At 45.1% G+C, this 19,306-nt stretch carries 21 protein-coding genes and 1 riboswitch; of the genes, 2 read left to right on the forward strand and 19 right to left on the reverse strand.

The features are described 5' to 3' along the window. Positions 1-97 precede the first annotated feature (97 nt). Positions 98-523, forward strand: a complete 426-nt coding sequence (locus tag B9A22_RS06890; protein WP_084574988.1) for a hypothetical protein — start codon at positions 98-100, stop codon at positions 521-523. Between the two features lie 46 nt (positions 524-569). Here the strand turns inward: B9A22_RS06890 and B9A22_RS06895 are convergent, their stop codons facing one another. From B9A22_RS06895 to B9A22_RS06910, 4 genes are all read right to left on the reverse strand, one after another. Continuing rightward, on the reverse strand, positions 570-1,235 hold the full coding sequence (locus B9A22_RS06895; RefSeq protein ID WP_084574989.1) for a TVP38/TMEM64 family protein: 666 nt from the start codon (positions 1,233-1,235) through the stop codon (positions 570-572). A 52-nt stretch (positions 1,236-1,287) separates the two neighbouring features. Continuing rightward, positions 1,288-1,491 carry a hypothetical protein gene (locus B9A22_RS06900; protein ID WP_084574990.1) on the reverse strand — a complete coding sequence of 68 codons (204 nt, stop codon included), beginning with the start codon at positions 1,489-1,491 and terminating at the stop codon, positions 1,288-1,290. Between the two features lie 190 nt (positions 1,492-1,681). Then, positions 1,682-3,745 carry an ATP-dependent DNA helicase RecG gene (recG, locus tag B9A22_RS06905; protein ID WP_245823864.1) on the reverse strand — a complete coding sequence of 688 codons (2,064 nt, stop codon included), beginning with the start codon at positions 3,743-3,745 and terminating at the stop codon, positions 1,682-1,684. Between the two features lie 11 nt (positions 3,746-3,756). After that, positions 3,757-3,963 (reverse strand): DUF1858 domain-containing protein, encoded by a 207-nt coding sequence (locus B9A22_RS06910; RefSeq protein WP_084574992.1) that lies wholly within the window; start codon positions 3,961-3,963, stop codon positions 3,757-3,759. Positions 3,964-4,159: 196 nt separating this feature from the next. Between B9A22_RS06910 and rpmB the strand changes: the two genes are divergently transcribed. After that, the gene (gene rpmB / locus B9A22_RS06915) at positions 4,160-4,351 is read left to right on the forward strand and encodes a 50S ribosomal protein L28 (RefSeq protein WP_084574993.1); all 192 of its coding nucleotides are present in this window, start codon (positions 4,160-4,162) and stop codon (positions 4,349-4,351) included. 194 nt (positions 4,352-4,545) lie between these two features. Here the strand turns inward: rpmB and hslO are convergent, their stop codons facing one another. The 15 genes from hslO to rlmN all read right to left on the reverse strand — a co-directional run bounded on the left by hslO (position 4,546) and on the right by rlmN (position 19,299). Beyond that, on the reverse strand, positions 4,546-5,415 hold the full coding sequence (gene hslO / locus B9A22_RS06920) for an Hsp33 family molecular chaperone HslO (protein WP_084574994.1): 870 nt from the start codon (positions 5,413-5,415) through the stop codon (positions 4,546-4,548). A 15-nt stretch (positions 5,416-5,430) separates the two neighbouring features. After that, positions 5,431-5,988: a phosphodiesterase gene (gene yfcE, locus B9A22_RS06925; protein WP_084574995.1), complete on the reverse strand. Its 558-nt coding sequence runs from the start codon at positions 5,986-5,988 to the stop codon at positions 5,431-5,433. A 17-nt stretch (positions 5,989-6,005) separates the two neighbouring features. Continuing rightward, positions 6,006-6,476, reverse strand: coding sequence for a 6,7-dimethyl-8-ribityllumazine synthase (gene ribH / locus B9A22_RS06930; RefSeq protein ID WP_217805904.1), 471 nt, complete (start codon positions 6,474-6,476; stop codon positions 6,006-6,008). Next, complete coding sequence (locus tag B9A22_RS06935; protein ID WP_084574996.1) at positions 6,476-7,690, reverse strand: bifunctional 3,4-dihydroxy-2-butanone-4-phosphate synthase/GTP cyclohydrolase II; 1,215 nt, start codon at positions 7,688-7,690, stop codon at positions 6,476-6,478. The genes ribH and B9A22_RS06935 overlap by 1 nt, the downstream gene beginning before the upstream one ends. A 47-nt stretch (positions 7,691-7,737) precedes the next feature. After that, positions 7,738-8,391 (reverse strand): riboflavin synthase, encoded by a 654-nt coding sequence (ribE, locus tag B9A22_RS06940; protein WP_084574997.1) that lies wholly within the window; start codon positions 8,389-8,391, stop codon positions 7,738-7,740. Then, positions 8,354-9,490, reverse strand: a complete 1,137-nt coding sequence (ribD, locus tag B9A22_RS06945) for a bifunctional diaminohydroxyphosphoribosylaminopyrimidine deaminase/5-amino-6-(5-phosphoribosylamino)uracil reductase RibD (protein WP_084574998.1) — start codon at positions 9,488-9,490, stop codon at positions 8,354-8,356. Before ribD ends, ribE begins: the two co-directional genes overlap by 38 nt. A gap of 216 nt (positions 9,491-9,706) precedes the next feature. Beyond that, positions 9,707-9,840: riboswitch (FMN riboswitch) on the reverse strand. 59 nt (positions 9,841-9,899) lie between these two features. Beyond that, a complete protein-coding gene (rpe, locus tag B9A22_RS06950; RefSeq protein ID WP_084574999.1) occupies positions 9,900-10,556 on the reverse strand; it encodes a ribulose-phosphate 3-epimerase in 657 nt (218 codons plus the stop codon). A 1-nt stretch (position 10,557) separates the two neighbouring features. Then, the gene (gene rsgA, locus B9A22_RS06955; protein WP_084575000.1) at positions 10,558-11,433 is read right to left on the reverse strand and encodes a ribosome small subunit-dependent GTPase A; all 876 of its coding nucleotides are present in this window, start codon (positions 11,431-11,433) and stop codon (positions 10,558-10,560) included. A gap of 163 nt (positions 11,434-11,596) precedes the next feature. Continuing rightward, positions 11,597-13,486 (reverse strand): Stk1 family PASTA domain-containing Ser/Thr kinase, encoded by a 1,890-nt coding sequence (gene pknB, locus B9A22_RS06960; RefSeq protein WP_084575001.1) that lies wholly within the window; start codon positions 13,484-13,486, stop codon positions 11,597-11,599. A 12-nt stretch (positions 13,487-13,498) separates the two neighbouring features. Next, complete coding sequence (locus tag B9A22_RS06965) at positions 13,499-14,923, reverse strand: peptidoglycan D,D-transpeptidase FtsI family protein (RefSeq protein ID WP_084575002.1); 1,425 nt, start codon at positions 14,921-14,923, stop codon at positions 13,499-13,501. Further along, complete coding sequence (locus B9A22_RS06970) at positions 14,913-16,178, reverse strand: FtsW/RodA/SpoVE family cell cycle protein (RefSeq protein ID WP_084575003.1); 1,266 nt, start codon at positions 16,176-16,178, stop codon at positions 14,913-14,915. Before B9A22_RS06970 ends, B9A22_RS06965 begins: the two co-directional genes overlap by 11 nt. After that, positions 16,175-16,894 carry a Stp1/IreP family PP2C-type Ser/Thr phosphatase gene (locus B9A22_RS06975; RefSeq protein WP_084575004.1) on the reverse strand — a complete coding sequence of 240 codons (720 nt, stop codon included), beginning with the start codon at positions 16,892-16,894 and terminating at the stop codon, positions 16,175-16,177. The genes B9A22_RS06970 and B9A22_RS06975 overlap by 4 nt, the downstream gene beginning before the upstream one ends. 5 nt (positions 16,895-16,899) lie before the next feature. Continuing rightward, the gene (locus tag B9A22_RS06980) at positions 16,900-17,382 is read right to left on the reverse strand and encodes an FHA domain-containing protein (RefSeq protein ID WP_084575005.1); all 483 of its coding nucleotides are present in this window, start codon (positions 17,380-17,382) and stop codon (positions 16,900-16,902) included. A gap of 1 nt (position 17,383) precedes the next feature. Then, on the reverse strand, positions 17,384-18,151 hold the full coding sequence (locus tag B9A22_RS06985) for an FHA domain-containing protein (protein WP_084575006.1): 768 nt from the start codon (positions 18,149-18,151) through the stop codon (positions 17,384-17,386). A 95-nt stretch (positions 18,152-18,246) separates the two neighbouring features. Further along, entirely contained in the window at positions 18,247-19,299 is a 1,053-nt protein-coding gene (rlmN, locus tag B9A22_RS06990; protein ID WP_084575007.1) for a dual-specificity RNA methyltransferase RlmN, read from the reverse strand. Positions 19,300-19,306 lie beyond the last annotated feature (7 nt).

Raw genomic sequence — 19,306 nt, forward strand, 5'->3', positions numbered from 1 at the left:
TTGCTGCTAGTGGGACTTTTCATAAACAATTACTTATCAAAATGCATAGTATATATCAGGCGAAGGCCAAAATTATATATAAAGGAGTTAAACGATTATGACATTACGTAAAGGAAATTTCGATTGGAACAGCATAGGAACCGTATCAGTTTTAACAGACGATGGGTATATATTTACAGGTCAGCTTATATGGGATTGTAATGGAGATCGTCCTATCAAGGATGGTAAGGGTGAATGTTGCTGCAAGAAAGACGACCATGACCAGAAAAAAGAAAAAGAAGTAGAAGTTAAGATCGAAAAAGAAGTAGAAGTCAAGATCGAAAAAGAAGTGAAAGTTGAAGTTGAGCCAGAATTTATTGTGTTGGAGCTAACGCAGATTCCGCGGCAGATAATTCCCAATGGACTCACCGGTGCTGCTGCCGACGTTACAACTGCAAATCTCCCCTTTTTGTTTGTGGTCGATAACCGCGTACGAATTAATGTAGCTCAAATTATCGCCGTCGGTCCTGACAATATTGTCTGATTAATTGCCTAATCTTTAGCCTCATTAGAACAAGAAAAAAAACCGGTTAATCCCGGTTTTTTTTCTTGTACCACCATAGCGCTAAATAGACACCTACCACTATAAGTATTATGATGATTAACCGACTCATGTTTTCACTAGCAAACACAATATCATGCCCAAGCAATACTTTGATAACTACCGGTGGGAGTTTTCCAATAGTGGTTGCCCAAAAAAAGTCCCTAAACGAAATTCGACTAATAGCTGCTACAGCTGTAATAATGCCTGACGGGGCCAATGGCAGCAACCGGGCGATTAACAGTGCTTTAAAGCCGTTAGCGGCACTATAGTCGTCCACTTGTTTCAAATATGGACTCTTTTTAATCCAGCCCTCTACAGAAGTACGAAAAAAATAACGGGCAAATATAAACATAGCCAAAGCACCGATGATTTCTCCGGTCCAAGAAATTATTGTACCCCAAAATAGTCCGAAAACAATTCCCGCTGCGCCAGATAATATCATAAACGGAAAGACAATTGTAAAAGTCATTACTACGAATAAAACAAGAGTTATCAGTACAGCGCTTGGGCCAAACGACCTTAGATACTCGGCCAAAGCGGCAATGTCGCCTTTTTCAATGATTCCATAGGCATGATGAAAAAATTCCGGCTGCCACATATAGGTTAAAACAATAATTGCAAGGATGGCCAGCCAGCCAAAAAGTTTATTCATGTAAATCCTTCCTGTTCTCAAAAACAGCGCTGAGAGTACAGCGCTGTTTGAGTTATTCCCATTGAGATACTTCTTTTTGGAATATATTGCAGGAGCCGCCTAGCCAATGCGTGCAGTCAGTACAACGTCTAACATAATCGGTGGCTGACACGTTGAGCAGTGAATAACCATACCCCATAGCATTGATAATATGCTCAAATTCCTGACATTCTTCGGCAATGCCTCTCAGTTGCTTCTCCGTATAGCTTTTTTCCATACCGCTACCCACTCCTTGCTGTTATTTTCTTTAGTGTGCGCGTAGCGGCTCTAAAAAATAAAAAAAATTTTTAGCAAGTTTATGGATGGGCATGTATAAACAGTAACGATAATGCCAATATTATTAATGTAAATTTTCTCCTCTCCCATAATTGGCGGCTGAATAAGCCGCCACTTTTTTTTGTATTTCTCTATCTGCAGAACACCATGCTGAATTTTTCACCAAACCAGCTTTTAAGAGTTTGCCATACCATGTCCAGATACTCTGGCGTGCAGATTGTCTGTTGCGCAGCGCGGCGTGCCTCAAGTAAAATACCGGTATCCCGAACGATGTCGGCAATTTTTAAATCTGGCATACCATGTTGGTTTGTGCCAAAAAACTGGCCAGGACCCCGCAACAATAAATCTTTTTCTGCCAGAACAAACCCGTCGCTAATCTGGGTTATAATCTGCAGGCGTTCTACAGTTTCCTCGTTGGTATTGTCAGATAACAGTATACAATATGATTTATGTTCACCCCGACCTACGCGGCCGCGCAACTGATGCAGTTGTGCCAGGCCGAAACGGTCGGCGCCTTCAATAATCATCACGGTGGCATTAGGTACATTAACACCGACTTCAATCACTGTAGTAGCGATTAGCGCCTTAATTTCACCGCAGGCGAAAGCCGCCATGATAGCGTCTTTTTCTTGTGATTTCATTTTGCCATGTAATAGGCCGCACTTAAGATTTTCAAAGAAGGTGGCTGAAAGTTCGTCATAAATTTTGACAGCAGATTGGGCTTCAATTTTTTCTGATTCTTGGACAAGCGGACATACGACATACACTTGCCGTCCGGCTTTGATTTGCTCAACTGCAAAGCTATAGACCTTGTCTCGGCGGTCATTACTGCGCGAATAGGTGGCTATTGGCTGGCGGCCAGGCGGGAGCTCGCGTATCACTGATACATCAAGGTCACCATACACTGTAAGCGCCATCGTGCGGGGTATAGGTGTGGCTGTCATTACCAGCATGTCCGGTTGCTGTCCTTTGGCCTCTAACCTGGCCCGCTGACGTACGCCAAACCGATGCTGTTCATCGGTAACTACCAGACCTAAGTGCTTAAACTCGACATCGTCTTGAATAAGTGCATGGGTGCCGATAACAACATCTATAATACCTTCTTTAATGTTATATAAAACTTCGTCCCTTACCCTACGGGTAATTTTGCCAGTTAGCACTGCCAGCCGAACACCATGGGGCGCCAGCAGCTTAGCTAATGTGTGATAATGCTGCTCGGCTAATATCTCAGTTGGAGCCATCATGGCTCCCTGATAACCATTTTCAACAGTTTTAGCGAGAGCTATGGCGGCAATAACTGTTTTTCCTGAGCCGACGTCACCTTGCACCAGTCGCTGCATTGGCGTTGTATCTTCCATGTCGGTCTGGACATCCCGCAGCGTTTGGCTCTGATCATTTGTTAAGGCAAATGGCAAATTTTTATGTATTTTGGCGACTAATTCGCCATCAGGAGCATGCTTAACGCCTGAACAGGTATATTTATTTTTCTGTTTTAAATAAACCAAACCACATTGTAAGAGATAAAGTTCTTCAAATACTAAGCGCCGCCGAGCTTCTGCCAGGACTTCCATATTCGCGGGAAAGTGGATACTAACAAGCGCCTCCCGACGATTCATTAACTTGTAGTAGGATATAATGTCGGCAGGTAAGGTTTCTTTTTGGTCAGCAAACTCTGAATTTTGAAAGGTATCAGCCGCTTGCTGCATCAGCATTCTTATCTGCCATTGCGGAACATCTTCGGTTGCCGGGTATACCGGTGCAATCCTCCCACTACCTGAGCTAAACTCGGCTGCAAGCTCGATGTCCGGCTTATTAACTTCAATTGCACCCATGCGGCGCTGAATTTTTCCAGATATAACAAGCTCCATACCAGGCTTGTATTTATTCTTGATATAAGATTGGTTAAACCATGAAAGTTGGGCCAAACCTGACTCATCCCGTACGGCAATCTTAACGATTTTAAGTCCGCGGGAGGACTTAAGTTCGCTAACATTGACAACGACTGCCCGGAATGTTTCATATAGGCCATCGGTCAATTTGGCAATGGGCTTAAGCTGGCTTCGGTCTTCGTAGCGGCGGGGATAATGCTCTAAGAGCTGGCCAACAGTAAAAATCCCCAGTTTGGCCAGCTTAGCAGCGTTGGCCGGGCCGACACCTTTCAAAAATTGTATTTTAGTAGACCATAATTTTTGCAACAACAATCACCTTACGATTTGTTTACTTCTTCGTTTAGAGCATTTAACTCTGCCAGTAAAGCTTCTACATCAATGTCATGCATGCTGGCGCCGTTTTCAATCGTCTCAGTCAATGAACCCATACAGCCAATACACCCCATGCCGTGTTTGGCAAATATTTCACGTGCCCGCGGGTGTGAGCGAAGCGCCTCAATTATTGGAGTGCTTTTACTAATCATAGATAAGCCCCTCCCTACTTTACTTATTTTCTAATTTCAATATAATACGCACAATTCCTGCCGAAGTACACTATGAGACACGAATTTATGAAAAAACTTAGCAAAAATTCGATTGGGTCTTGCATATCGTAAGTAAATTGTGCTAAAATAGTTTCGTTGAGTACATGAGGAAGTGTCCTACAGGAGGTGGAAATAGATGGCAAATCTTTGTGAAATTTGTGGTAAAGGTGAGCGTTCCGGCTTCAATGTCAGCCATTCCAACCTTAAAACTAAGCGCACCTGGAAACCTAACATACAAAGAGTTAAAGCTTTAGTTAAAGGTGAAACTAAGCGTGTTAATGTATGTACCCGTTGTCTTCGTTCCGGTAAAATCCAACGCGCAGTTTAATAACTGAGGTAAACAGTTAATGAAGGACTTGATAATAGCAAGTCCTTTTTTATTTCTAGTATGTTAAAGAGACACGGCTTGCGCCGAGCCTCTGGCGAAAGCGGAAGCCGATGTTGCCCTTATCCAGACGGAAAGTTTTACTTCTAACAGGACAAAAAAACCAGCGCTTTGCGTTGGTTTTTTTATTGAGCACTTTATGTTGCTTCAAGCTGTTTTGAAATATCAATAAGTTCGCTGGCATCAAAATTATACTTCTCACTGCAGAAATGACAACATACTTCGGCTTGTCCTTCAGCAGCCATTTGTTTTATTTCGTCAATGCCAAGACTAACCAACATATTCTGTACTCTTTCACGTGAACATTGGCAATTGAACATAAGATCCAACTGATCATACATCGTGATTGGTAGTCCGGCAAACACTGTTTCTATGATACCTTTAGCATCTTTGCCACTGTGTACCATATGCGAAACTGAAGGCACCTGGCGCAGATTATTTTCAAGCGTAATGAGGGCATTTTCTTCTGCACCCGGCAGGGCTTGAATAAAGAAACCTCCTGCTGCTGTCGTTGTCGTGTCAGGAGCAATTAATACACCTAGAGCAACGCTTGACGGCGTTTGTTCAGACACTGTTAAATATTGGGTTATGTCTTCAGCAATTTCACCTGATACCAGTGCGGAGCTGCCAGTAAATGGCTGTTTGAGGCCGACAAAGCGTGTGACATAGATATGCCCACTTCCTACCGCCTGTCCGACATCCCACTTACCGTTGTTTAGGGGCAGGTCAACAAACGGATTTCTGACATAGCCGCGAACCGAGCCGTCAGGATAGGCATCTGTCACTATCTCGCCTAGCGGCCCATCGCCTGATATTCGAACAGTCAGGCTCTCAGCTGTTTTTAAGTTAGCAGCCATTAACAGCGCGCCTGTCAGGGTACGGCCAAGCGCTGCTGTAGCTACAGGAAAACAATTGTGACGACGGCGTGCTTCTTCCACCAGGTTGGTAGTAACAGCGGCAAAGGCGCGGATACCAGGCGCTGTAGCCCGAATTAGATGGTCGTTCATAAAGTACCTCCGGTACTAGGCCAATGCTTCTGAAACAAGGGGTTGGCCTGTTACTATATCTAGTATTTCAACTTTGTTTTCATTTATCCAAGCGATGGTACTGCGACCGTCCGGGCGTTTGGTCATGCCGGGCGACCCCGGGTTTAGATAGATAATTCCATCGATCTTTTCCATAACGGCGATATGGGTATGGCCAGTAATGAAGATATCGGCCTTTAACCGTTTTGCCAGGTCTTGCCGGGTTTCTTCCGTCAAATTATGGCCATGGGTTACGACTATTTTTAGGCCATTTAGCAGTAGATAGGTATAGGGTGATTGGATGGGTAGTTTGAGCACCATACCGTCAACCTCAGAATCGCAGTTGCCGCAGGCAGTGACAATTGGCACGGGACAGTTATTAAGTGATTCGGCCAATTGCTTAGGATTATATTCTGAAGGAATAGCATTACGCGGTCCATGATAAAGAACATCACCGGCATGGATGATTAAATCGGCGTCCTGGAAATATCGGTTAAATACTGTTTGCCAGGTTTCCAGGCAACCATGGGTATCGCTGATTATACCTACTTTCATATGAACCTCCCCTGTAATTATAGGCCTTTCAGCAAGTTAGCCATTTCAATAGCTGATACGGCAGCGTCAAAACCCTTATTGCCTGCTTTGGTACCAGCCCGTTCGATAGCTTGTTCGATGGTATCTGTGGTGAGAACACCAAAGACTGTTGGGACACCGCTGTTTAGGCCGACGTGGGCTACGCCTTTAGATACTTCAGCGCAGACATAGTCGTAATGGCTGGTGCTTCCTCTGATGACTGTGCCAAGGCAAATGACTGCATCATATTTTTTACTCATAGCCATTTTTTGGGCAACAAGAGGAATCTCATAAGCACCTGGAACCCAGGCAATCTCAATATTTTCTACAACTGCGCCGTGCCGTTTGAGTGCATCCAAAGAACCGCCGAGCAGTTTGCTTGTAATAAATTCGTTAAATCTTGCAATGACGATACCAAATTTCAATCCCTCAGCAACTAAATTTCCTTCATACGTTTTGATATTTTCCATTAGTTTTGCGCCTCCTCATACTGTTTAAGTAAATGTCCAAGTTTGGATTTTTTTGCGGATAAATAACGGTTGTTAAATTTATTGGCAATTATTTCAAGTGGAACTCGTTCGGTAATAGTCAAGCCATAGCCCTCAAGTGCTACCCGTTTGCGGGGATTGTTAGTAAGTAGTTTGATGCTAGTTAAGCCTAGATCTGCAAGTATTTGTGCACCAATACCGTAATCTCTAAGATCTGGGGCAAAGCCTAAGAGCTCGTTGGCTTCGACAGTATCTTTACCTTTGTCTTGTAGCGCATAGGCTCGAATTTTGTTAGCTAAGCCGATGCCTCTGCCTTCCTGGCGCATATAGAGTAATACGCCGCAACCTTCCTTTTCAATACGTTTTAATGCGTGGGCCAACTGGTCGCCACAATCGCAGCGTAGAGAGCCTAATACATCACCTGTCAGGCATTCGGAATGAACCCGGACCAATACATCTTGTTTGTTGGCGACATCGCCTTTCACGAGAGCTATATGGCATTGATTGTCCAACTGACTTTCATAGGCGATGAGGCTAAAGTCTCCGTACTTGGTCGGCAGCTTGGTTTCGGCTGCTCTTGTGATAAACCGTTCATGTTTTTTTCGGTATTTTATCAGGTCGGCAATTGTGATAAATTTTAGATCATGCTTTTGGACAAATTCGAGTAACTCCGGTGTACGGGCCATTGTGCCGTCTTCATTCATGACTTCACAAATTACGCCTGCCGGATATAGGCCGGCTAGCATGGCCAAATCGACAGCAGCTTCGGTATGGCCAGTTCGCCTCAGTACGCCACCTTCGCAGTATCTAAGCGGAAAGATATGGCCCGGGCGCCTGAGGTCGCTGGCTACTGTTTGGCAGTCAAGTACCGTTTGGACAGTTATCGCCCGTTCGTGGGCTGATATACCGGTCGTCACTGATTTGGCATCAATGGAGACTGTAAAGGCAGTACAATGATTGTCGGTGTTTTCGAGAACCATGGCACCAATATCAAGCTCATCTAGTCTGCTGCCGATGATGGGCATGCAGATAAGACCACGAGCGTGGGTAGCCATAAAATTGATGGCTTCAGGCGTTACTTTTTCAGCGGCCATAATTAGGTCCCCTTCGTTTTCGCGATCTTCATCGTCAATTACGACGACGATTTTGCCATTCTTTATATCTTCAATAGCTTCCTCAATGGTGTTGAATTTCATGTAAACTCCTCCGTTTGCTTTTCCTATGCGGCGATGCCGAAAGGAATCTATAATGTGAATCCGTGCTGTTCAAGAAAACTAAGTGTTATTTTGTCGGCCGGTTTGGCGATCTGACTTAAACCAAGCAGTTTTTCTACATACTTGCCAATGATGTCTGTCTCCAAATTTACCGGTTCGCCCGTCGTTTTAAGGCCTACGGTAGTCATGGATGCCGTATGCGGAATAAGTGAGACAGTAAACCAGTCTGGACCGAAGTCAACAACTGTGAGGCTTGTACCATCAATGGCAATGGAGCCTTTTTGGATAATGTATCGCATGACTTCAGGACCGGCGCCTATTCTGACTATGACGGCATTGTCGTTTTGCTCTTTGGCCAGAATCTGCCCAACCCCGTCTATATGACCGCTAACGATGTGACCGCCTAGCCGGTCACCTACCCGGAGCGTGCGTTCCAGATTGACAGTATCGCCAGGTTTGAGTCCGGCCAAAGCCGTACGGTCAACGGTTTCAGGCATAACATCGGCAGTAAACCAATCACGGCTAAACTCGACAACTGTCAAGCATGTGCCGTTTACGGCGATACTGTCGCCAAGTTTAACATCTGTCAAAACTTTGACACCGGCGACAGTGAGACGGACAGATTTTGCTCCTCTTGCTATTTGTTTAACTTTCCCTAGTTCTTCCACAAGTCCGGTGAACATCTTGCCCCTCCCGTCCGGTTATATAGCCGGTAATTAATATGTCAGTACCAATTAGCTCGGCAGTTGTTTCCTCAAGTAATATAGCTTGGTCTACAACAGGTATACCAGTACCCCCTACCGGGCTTGGTGCTGTCTTGCCACCAAGTATTTTGGGAGCAATGAAGCAGTGGACTTTGTCAATCAGGTTGGCTTCTAGTACCGAAGCATTAATGGCGGTACCACCTTCAATAAAGACGCTGGTAATTCGGCGTTCGCCCAATAATTTAAATAGGTGGCGCAGGTTGACTCCAATAGGCGTTTGCTCAAGGACCAGCACTTCGACGCCTCTATTCCGTAGAGCTGCCACGCGTTCAGTAGGAGCTGAAGAGCTAACAGCAATGATGGTTGGTGCTTGATTGTCAGTAACAACTTTAGCTGTTAGCGGTGTGCGGGCCATGCTATCTACAATAATTCTGATAGGGTTTTGTCCACTTTCTGGTAAACGGGTAGTCAATTCAGGGTCGTCAGCAAGAACTGTACCGATACCTACAAGGATGCCGTCATATGTGTCTCTTAGTTTATGAACATGTTCTCTAGCAGCCGAGCTTGTTATCCATTTAGAGTGCCCAGTATAAGCTGCAATTTTTCCGTCAAGCGACATGGCGGTTTTGAGAACACCGAAAGGCATTCCTGTAACAATCCATTTTATAAATACTTCGTTAAGTTTAGCCGCTTCTGATGCTAGGATACCTTCGACGACTTCAATACCAGCGGCTCTCAGCTTAGCCAGACCATTACCTGCTACCTCTGGATTGGGGTCTGTCATAGCAGAGACAACCTTTTTTATCCTAGCCTGAATTAAGGCATCAGCACAGGGGCCGGTGCGGCCGTAATGGGAACAAGGCTCAAGTGTTACATATACAGTTGCGTCTTTGGCCAAATCACCAGCTTGAGCTAATGCGTGAATTTCAGCATGGGGTGTACCAGCCTTACGATGCCAGCCTTGGCCGACGATGCGCCCATCTTTTACAATTACGGCACCTACCAGCGGATTAGGGCTGGTGCGGCCTGAGGCATACTGTGCAATGGTCAATGCCTGACGCATGTAATATTCATCCATAGAAGTCCCCCCAGTATCCATTTGGTATAAAGAAAACATGGCTTGCGCCGAGCCTTTGGCGACAGTGGAAAAGCCGCCTGTGCCCTTTGGGTAATGTTGCCCTTATCCAGGCGGAAAGTTATACTTTCTAACAGGAAAAACAAAAAAACTGTTGATAAGCTTTGGGGCTATCAACAGTTAAATAGGCAAATTTGAGAAATGCCGTTACGGCAGAACTTGCGCCTTTTACCATCCAGACTATACTGTCGGCTCTGGAATTTACACCAGATCAGCCGTATAACGGCTCGCGGGCTGTACCGCCGGTCAGGAATTAAAAGATTTCTCTTTTGCACCTTGCCCCAAAGGCTAACTATGTAATTGTAAACAATTTATTATCTACTGTATATGTTACCATTAAGCGGTAAAATAATCAAGCCCCGCGGATTGCCTTAATTGCCTCTGCGATATCCGGTGCACCATACACGGCTGAGCCGGCCACTAAAATATTGGCACCAGCTGCCGTTACCTGGCGGGCAGTAGCAGCATTAATCCCGCCGTCAACCTCGATATCAACGGTAAGGCTGCGTTGATCAAGCATAGATTTTAAGCGGGCAATCTTATCGACAGCACTGGGTATAAACTGCTGCCCGCCAAACCCTGGATTAACGCTCATGATAAGAAGCATATCAATTTCACTAAGCACCTCTTCAACCACAGCTAGCGGCGTTGATGGGTTTAACGATACACCTGCCTGTTTTCCTAGCTCTTTAATAGTTTGAATCAACCGATGCAGATGTGGTGCAGTTTCGGCATGAACGGTGATAATATCAGCACCTGCTTTTATAAATGGTTCTATTAGATCTTGCGGATTAGTAACCATTAAATGAACGTCAAAAGGCAGTTTGGTTACTTTACGAATAGCAGCTACTACGGGCGGTCCAAACGTCAGGTTAGGGACAAAATGGCCGTCCATAACATCAATGTGCACCCAATCGGCGCCTGCCTGTTCTATCTTTATAATTTCATCGGCTAACCTGGAAAAATCGGCAGATAAAATCGACGGAGCAACTTTGATCGTTTTAGTCATTCTAATATCCCTTCTTGCTCTCTTTAATTTCAGTCAGTATCTCAAGATAGGACTGATATCGCTCGGCATGGATATTCCCATCGGCTGCAGCTTGCTTAACAGCACACTGCGGCTCTTTGTAATGAAGGCAGGTGCTGAATTTGCATTGTGATGATATTTGGGCTATTTCAGGAAAATAGTCCATTAGGTGAGCTTCTTCAATATCGTTAAACTCTGTAAAACTAAACCCAGGAGTATCTACGACAAAACCGCCGCCAATCAGCGGTAACAGTTCAGCAAATCGGGTCGTATGCTTGCCGCGGCCAATTTTATGGCTGACTTCACCAGTCATAAGTTCAAGGCCGGGCTGAACAGCGTTAAGTATTGTTGACTTTCCAGCGCCTGAAGGACCGGCAAATACTGAAATTTTGCTATAAAGAAGTGAATGCAGAGCATCAATACCTATTCCTAACTTAGCGGCTACAGTGAGTACTTTATAACCGATGTGTTCATAGCGTTCAACCAATTTGGCAACAGGTTCTGAGTCGGCCAAGTCAATTTTGTTAATGCATATAATTATCTCAAGCTCGGAAAGCTCGGCAATGACTAAAAATTTGTCCACCAAGGCAGGATTGATGTCAGGGTTGACGGCAGCAAAAGTTAAAACAACCTGATCGACATTGGCGACCATCGGGCGTTTTAACATGCTGCGTCGGGGCAATATTTCTTCAATGACCCCTTTGTCTGGGCCGGTTAAAGTATAGGTCACTTGATCGCCTACAAGGAGCGAAAAGCGTTCTTTCTTAAACCGGCCGCGCAGATTGCAGGTGATAACCTTATTGCCCGATTGTATATAGTAGTAACTATTATAGGTTTTTACTACGATACCATTCAGCACATGGGTCCTCCCAATTCGGGCGTGTTTGCAAAACACGCTACTTTAATCTTCGGAGACTGGTTCAAAATGTTCAGATGCTAGCGCGACGAGAACACGAACGAAGGCGTACGTTGAGTGAGTGCTCGCAGGAGCAACGACGCAGATGGGCGTTTTCAACCAGTCTCTATATTGTTTGTTCCTGCAATAGCTTCTCGTTGATATATACCTGCACACGAACCTGACCGATGCCTTCTACTGTTTTTTCCACCCGCTCGCCAGGTTTATGTGTACCCTCGTATACAACACGGCGGCCATTAGTATCTGTAATAACGATTTGCAGTGGCTGACGAGCTGGACCATCAGGTACTGTTACCTGAACTACTGCTCGTTTGACAGCTCCGGGTACCCCTTTGGCGACCGAGAAGTCAATGGCTGTACCTTCTGCGACCTCAGTAGCTGGCGGTGGATTTTGACTGACAATGGTTCCTGGTGGATATTTGTCATTAGGAGTTTCAGTTACTTTACCCTGTTTTAGTTTTAAGCTTTCCAACTGAGTGGCGACAGTGCTTAAAAGCGATCCCTGAAAATCAGGCAATGACAATTTTTTCGGACCGGCGCCTTTGCTTATGACAATATCAATAGCTGTTCCTTTGGCTATTTGGGCCGGAGGCCGAGGGTTTTGGCTGATAACCATATCTTGCGGCGTATCTTGGGCAAATTGTTCGTCAACCCGGCCTAGTTTAAGCCCCGCGTTTTTGATCTGGAGTTCAGCGTCGCGCCGGTTAAGCCCGCGCAAATCAGGGACAACGGTTACCTCACCGCCTTTGCTTACAATGACGGTAACTGTTCGCTGCTCTTTAACAGTGGTTCCTGGATCTGGCTGCTGCGAAATGACATAGCCTGCCGGAACCTTGTCGCTGAAGGCATCAGAAACTGAAACACGGAGGTTATTATTGATTAGGATATTGCGTGCTGTATCAACCTGTTTGCCGATTACATCTGGTACGATAACCTCATTAAGGCTCCAAAACTTACCGAATCCTAAAAAGGCGGCAAGTGCTGAACCAATTAAGAGAAACAGTAATATTCCCCATAGCCATGATGATTTGGTAAGTTTTGTTCCGTCAGGCTTGGCTGCAGTAGTATGTGACTGCAGTGGCGTATTAAGTTTCCCTTGATCAGGCGACGGTGTTACCGGTGCCAGAACCTGTGTGGGAAAGTCGTTGCGGGACAAGCGCCGAGTGCGATCATCTCTGAGATAATGCTGGGTTAGTCTAAAATCAGCAATCATTTCGCCGATATCATTAAATCGGGCTACCGGTTCTTTAGCCATGGCTTTCACAACAATGGCTTCAATGAGTGGCGGAATGTCAGGATTTAGTTCCCTGGGAGGTTTTGGTTCTTCCTGTAGATGTTTAAGGGCAATGCTGATAGGCGACTCACCTGTAAACGGCACATGGCCTGTGAGCATTTCGTAGAGAACGACACCGAGAGAATAAATATCTGACTTGGCGCCGACGGCAGTTCCTTTAGCCTGTTCGGGAGAAAAATAGTGGACTGACCCAATAATTGTACCTGAGTTAGTCATCGTTGAGGAAGTAACTGCTCTAGCAATGCCAAAGTCAGTTACTTTAATGCGGCCTGAGCGGGTAACGAGAATATTATGCGGCTTAATATCACAATGCACCAAATTGTTTTGATGGGCATGTTCAAGTGCTTCTGCTATCTCAATGGATATTCGTACAGCAGTTTCGACAGGCAATGGCGCTTCTCTTTCAATCTTATCCTTAAGTGTCTCGCCTGAGATATACTCCATAATGATATAATAGGCTTGATCATCAAGGCCAACATCATAAATATTGACGATATTGGGGTGAGAAAGCCTGGCGGCTGCTTGAGCCTCGCGCCGGAACCGGCTGACGAACTCTTCGTCGTCGGTAAACTGTGAACGAAGTACCTTGACTGCTACCGAACGGTCAAGCAGTTTGTCATGAGCGCGGTATACATCAGCCATTCCCCCGCCGCCAATACGTTCTAATATTGTGTAACGGTCATCAAGTGTGCGATTGAGCATTAATTCACCCCCTTAATGTAATGCCTGCGCTAAGATTTGCCGTGCTACCGGAGCGGCAATGCTACCGCCAGAACCGGCATTTTCTAGAATTACAGCTACTGCAACCTGTGGATTATCAGCTGGCGCAAATCCAATAAACCAGGCATGAGGAGAACCATGTGGATTTTCAGCAGTACCGGTTTTACCGGCAACTTCTACGCCACGAATTGCTGCACCGCTGCCTGTCCCCTTTTTCACTACAGTTACCATCATCTGAGCTACCTGACCGGCAAGCTTGGCATCTACAGGCGACAGCCATTTTTCTGGTGAAGCTTCCCTAATTACCGTTCCGTCAGGAGCGGTAATTTTTTGTACTAAATAGGGTTTCATCATAATTCCTTTGTTGGCAAAAGTTGCTGCCAGCATGGCCATTCTCAGCGGCGTGACCAGAAGGCTTCCTTGACCAATACCTGTTTGGGCCAAATCACCATCACCCAATCTGCTAAAATCAGGAAGCTTACCTGTGCTTTCCAGGATATCGCCCCCAAGTGGCTGGGTAAAACCATAACGGTCAAAGGCTTTGGCCATTTTGGTACGGCCTAGATCAAGTGCTAATTGGCCAAACGTTATGTTGCAGGATACTGCTAGGGCTTCTTCTAAGTTTACTTTACCATGCGCTCTCTTACCAGACTCAGGCAATACATAATCAGGCCCGATTTTAAGCGTCCCGGTACAATTAAACTCGCGTTTGTTAGTAGCCGCTTGCTCTGCTAACGCTGTTTCGGCCACAAGTACTTTGATAATTGAACCTGGTGGATACAAACCTTGAGCCGCTCTATTTAATAGCGGACTGCTAGCAGCTAACGAGATGGTATTCCAATCGGCTTCAAGACTATCAGGGTCAAAGCTCGGACGGCTAGCCATGGCTAAAATTGCGCCAGTCTTAGGTGATAAGGCTACAATGGCACCCCGGTTAGCTCCTAGTGCCTGATAAGCAGCCTGCTGAAGTCTTGCATCAATTGTAAGCATGACATTATTGCCAGCCCCGCTTTTAAATAACTGACTGATGGCACCTAAGTGACGTTCAGGATTTATTTGACCGGATAGAAAACCATCATAGATGTTTTCTATCCCTGCTTTGCCATACTTTGGGCTGTCATAGCCGATTACATGAGCAAATAATGCAGCATATGGATATTCCCGACTGTATTCTTTTTGGGCTGTTAGCTTGCTTAAAGCAAGTACTTTTCCCTGGCTGTCGGTGATTTGACCGCGTTCAATCCGGCGGGACGCATCAGCCATGCGCCGGTTAAGCGGATTAAAGGCAAGATTATTACTTTCAACAACCTGAAGATATGTTACATAACCAAGCAGTATAACAAGTAAACCAATACAAAACAGCGCTGCCTTACGGATATTTTGACGAAGTGACTGATCATGAATCGTATTATTTTTCATTGGGTGCTGTCGCCTCCGATATGGCAAATAACATACCCAGCAGGATAAAGCTTGAGACCATTGAGCTACCGCCATAGCTAATAAGTGGAAGCGTTATGCCAGTTAGTGGCAAAAACTTGGTAACGCCGCCTATGATAAGAAAAACTTGCAGTGCAGTAAGCACGGCCAGACCGCCAGACAGCAGCATAGTAAACGGTGTTGGAGAAGTAAGAGCCGTGCGGAAGGCGCGATAGACAATGAGTATGTAAGCAATAATTACGGCAGCTGTACCGGAAAGTCCCAATTCTTCGCCAATGGCGGCGAAGATGAAGTCAGTATGTACTTCAGGGATAGTATTCGGATAGCCAAAAGTTAGACCGCTGCCAAGGATTCCGCCTGAACCGAAAGCAAATAGTGACTGGACAATCTGATAGGCGCGTCCAGTTGGATCAGCCCAAGGATTAAGCCAGATATCAATGCGCACTTGTACATGGGGAAACAACAGATAACATACAGTAGAGCCTATGAAGAACAATCCAAGTGCTAAAACCACATAGCTTAGTCGGCCGCTGGCCATATAGGCCATGGTTACTGTAGTCCCAAAATATAACAGCGCTGAACCTAAGTCACGCTGGACAATAAGCATAGCCATGGTTAGTCCCCATAACGCCAGAAGCGGCGCTATAAAACGAGGATGTGGCAAGGTTACCGGACCATAATGTCTTGTGGCAAAAGTTAGCAGTTGTCGACGTTCGCTTAAATAAGCGGCTAAAAATATTATAATAAACAGTTTGGCAAATTCTGATGGCTGAAATCTTAATGGGCCTAAAATAACCCAGTTCTTATTACCGCCAATATCGACACCAAAGGTGATGGTGATTAATAAAAGCACTATACCGGTTAAGCCGCATAAATACTTATATTTGGCGATAACTTCAGCTTGACGGAAAACAAATGCGGTAGCATTAAATGCGATTAGTCCTGCTATCAGCCACAGTGATTGCGGAAAGAATAAATCGGGGCGCAGCCTCAAGATAATTGTTAGCCCTATGGACGCTAATAATACGGCCAAGGGCAATAACAACGGATCTGCATTAGTGGAAGACCGGCGAATGACAAGCGCTGTCGTCGTCCACAGAAAAATTAAGCAGGCTATAACGCCAAGCCCCTGAAAGTCAAATTGATTATTTGTTAGTGTAACTGCGAGATATCCATTCAGTAGCACGAGACCAGCCAAAACCAGCAGCCCAAGCTCAGTTAACTTTGTCTGATTCATGGATAATCCTTATACTCAGCAAGAATTGCAGTAATATTGTCATAACCGCCAGCCTGATTAGCCTGTTCAACCAGTTTGTTAACAATTCCCTGCAGGTTCCCTGGCTTTGAACAAATGCTAAATATATCTTCTTCTGATACCATATTAGTTAGTCCGTCAGTACATAACAGCAGACGATCACCAGGCTGCCCCAAAAATCTGCCAGAATCGACGCTAATTGTTTCACTGGTTCCTACCGCTCTGGTCAAGATGTTTCGATGCGGATGAACCAATGCTTCAGCAGCTGTGATACTGCCGGTCTGCACTAATTCCCAAACCAGTGAATGATCGTTTGTTATTTGTTGAAGCATGTTTTCTCTAAGAAGATAAAGTCTGCTATCACCTACATGTCCCCAGTATATTTCGGACCTATCCGCATATACTGCCGTAACCGTAGTACCCATGCCAAGGCACTCACTTTTAGCTTGGGACATTTGATAAATAATAGTGTTGGCCTTAATAATTGCTTCTTTTAGAATATGTTCCCAATCAGATTGCTGCCTGAACATTTTTAGATATTCCTGGATAGTTGTGGCTCCTAAGTTGCTGGCAATTTCCCCGGCAACATGTCCGCCCATGCCGTCAGCAACTACAAACAAGTGCGGCGGCGAAAAAACATAACTATCCTCATTGGTTTTGCGTACCATACCAATGTCTGACTGTGCAAATGCCAGCATGGAAGTCACCTCTCAAACTTAAGAGTAACCGCCCCGATTTGTATTACATCGCCGTCTGCCAGAGCAGTCTCTTCTTCAATCCGTTGACTATTGAGCAATGTGCCATTAGTGCTGCTTAAATCAGCAATCAGGTAGGTTTGTTTCGATTTAGATATACAGGCATGCTCATGAGAAACAAAAGTATCATTGATGATTAAATCATTATTTTGGCTACGCCCTATGGCCAAACTTTCTGCTATAGGATAAACAATTTGTGACAGCAAGGCTTTCTCATCACTAATAACAATCAGCTTAGGAATCTGATTACTACCAGTGCCCTCACCAGTCTGAAGCTGAAGTGACAAATAAGCTTGCGGCTCAATAGCCAGTTTAGTTAAGTCTTTGGATGCTATGTTTACTACTCGGTATAAAAAGTAATAGACCAGTAATACCAGGCTATACTGCAAGACTATTACAATGATATTGAGGATCTGCATTTTACCAGGCAATTTACTTCACCTCGTATAAAATCTCAGTGTTGCCTACTCTTATCCTGTCACCGTTTTTTAGTTGTTTGTGAGTAATACGATGGCTACCGACATAGGTTCCATTAAGACTTTTGGCATCATGAATGACATGAGAGCCGTCTTCATAAACAATATACGCGTGTAAGCGCGAAGTATTCATATCAGTAAGCGGCAGTTCATTGGTATTCCGGCGGCCAATGTTTATTCTATTGGTGGTACAATCAATTTTCAGACCTGCATCAAGTCCGTCAATCACTGTCAAAAGTCCGTGCAGAAGCTGTTGCGGAAAACGGTCTAAAAGTGCTGGGTTTAGTTTGTCAAATACCCTAGTATCACCACTATTTGGCACGCCTTCAAGCTGATTTGAACTTTCTTCGTAAGGAGCCTCGGTAAAACTTGTCGTAACCCGGAACGCTTGGTTAACTAATTTTTCATCGGCAAAAAGTTCGATTTGGGGGCCGCCAGCCATGGTGTAGCCTTTGCGTCTGCTCTCTTCGGTCAAATAAGCTGCTAGTTCGCCGCAGACAGCTGCCGAATACGGTTCCAACCGCTCATAGTCTTCACGTCTTAGATATACTGCATAATGATTAGGCACATACACATGGGAAACGCCTACAGTACGCTCGTCTTCCATCATTCGGGCCAATTGTTTGGCAATCTCTACCGGTTGCAAACCACTGGTAAATTGTTTGTTAAAAAAACCTTCAATATATTTTTCGAAAAAGTTCTCAATGTTGCGGACAAACTTCAACTGTAACACTCCCGATATTATTGCGTAAACTAGTATCTAATAAGAAACTTAGTTCTAATTATACGCGATATTGCCAATCTAGTCAAAATTAACCACTATTTTGACAATACTTTATGTCTCAACTGCCCACACGCTGCGTCAATATCGACTCCCATCTCCCGTCTTACAGTTACATTGACATGCTCGCCTTTTAAGATCTGTTCAAACCGAGTTATGTCAGATTGAGCCGGTCGAAGCAGGCCGCGTTCTGGCACAGGGTTGATGGGGATTAAATTGACGTTAGCGAGCTGACCTTTGAGTAGTGCCGCCAATTCACGGGCATGTACCGGTTGGTCGTTGATGCCGGCGATCAGGGTGTATTCATAGGTCACACGTCTGCCTGTGTTTTGGCCATATCTGTTGCCTGCTTCCAGAACTTGTTCAAGTGGATACCGCCTGTTTACAGGCATCAGGCTAGTTCTGAGCTCGTTATTGGGTGCATGCAAGGAAATAGACAACGTAAGGGGAATCCCTTCCTCAATCAATTTGTAGATTTCGGGCACAAGTCCTGATGTAGACAGAGTTATGCTGCGATAGCTTAAATTCAGGCAGTAGGGTTCATGAAGAAGGCGAATAAAGCTTAGAACATTGTCATAGTTGGCTAAAGGTTCTCCTGAGCCCATGATTACAATAGAATCAACCTTACGCTCTTCTAGCTTTAACTGCTCATTAATATACAGCACTTGGGCCAGTATTTCGCCGCAGGTGAGGTTTCTGGCCAGTCCACCTAGTGTCGAGGCACAGAACGTACAGCCCATCGCGCAACCAACCTGGGTAGAGATGCAGACGCTATTACCATAGGAATGACGCATTAGAACAGTTTCAACAGCCATATCATCAGAGAAGGCCAATAAAAATTTGCTTGTCCGGCCGTCGCTTGAGTGCTGTGCGGCCTTTTGCCGGAGCTTGATGATGGTAAAGTTGTTGGCAAGTTTGGCGCGCTGGTCATTTGAGAGATTGGTCATGGCGTCAAAATCATCTACCCCATGTTTATATAGCCATTCAGCAATTTGCTTGCCACGGTATGATTGGAGGCCCAGTGGTTTTATGGCTTCGGTAATCTCTGAGGCCATAAAACCAAATAGTTCAGTTTTTGCTGGAGTTGTCATAGGTTAT

It is taken from the genome of Sporomusa malonica (genome assembly GCF_900176355.1).
Taxonomy (GTDB): domain Bacteria; phylum Bacillota; class Negativicutes; order Sporomusales; family Sporomusaceae; genus Sporomusa; species Sporomusa malonica.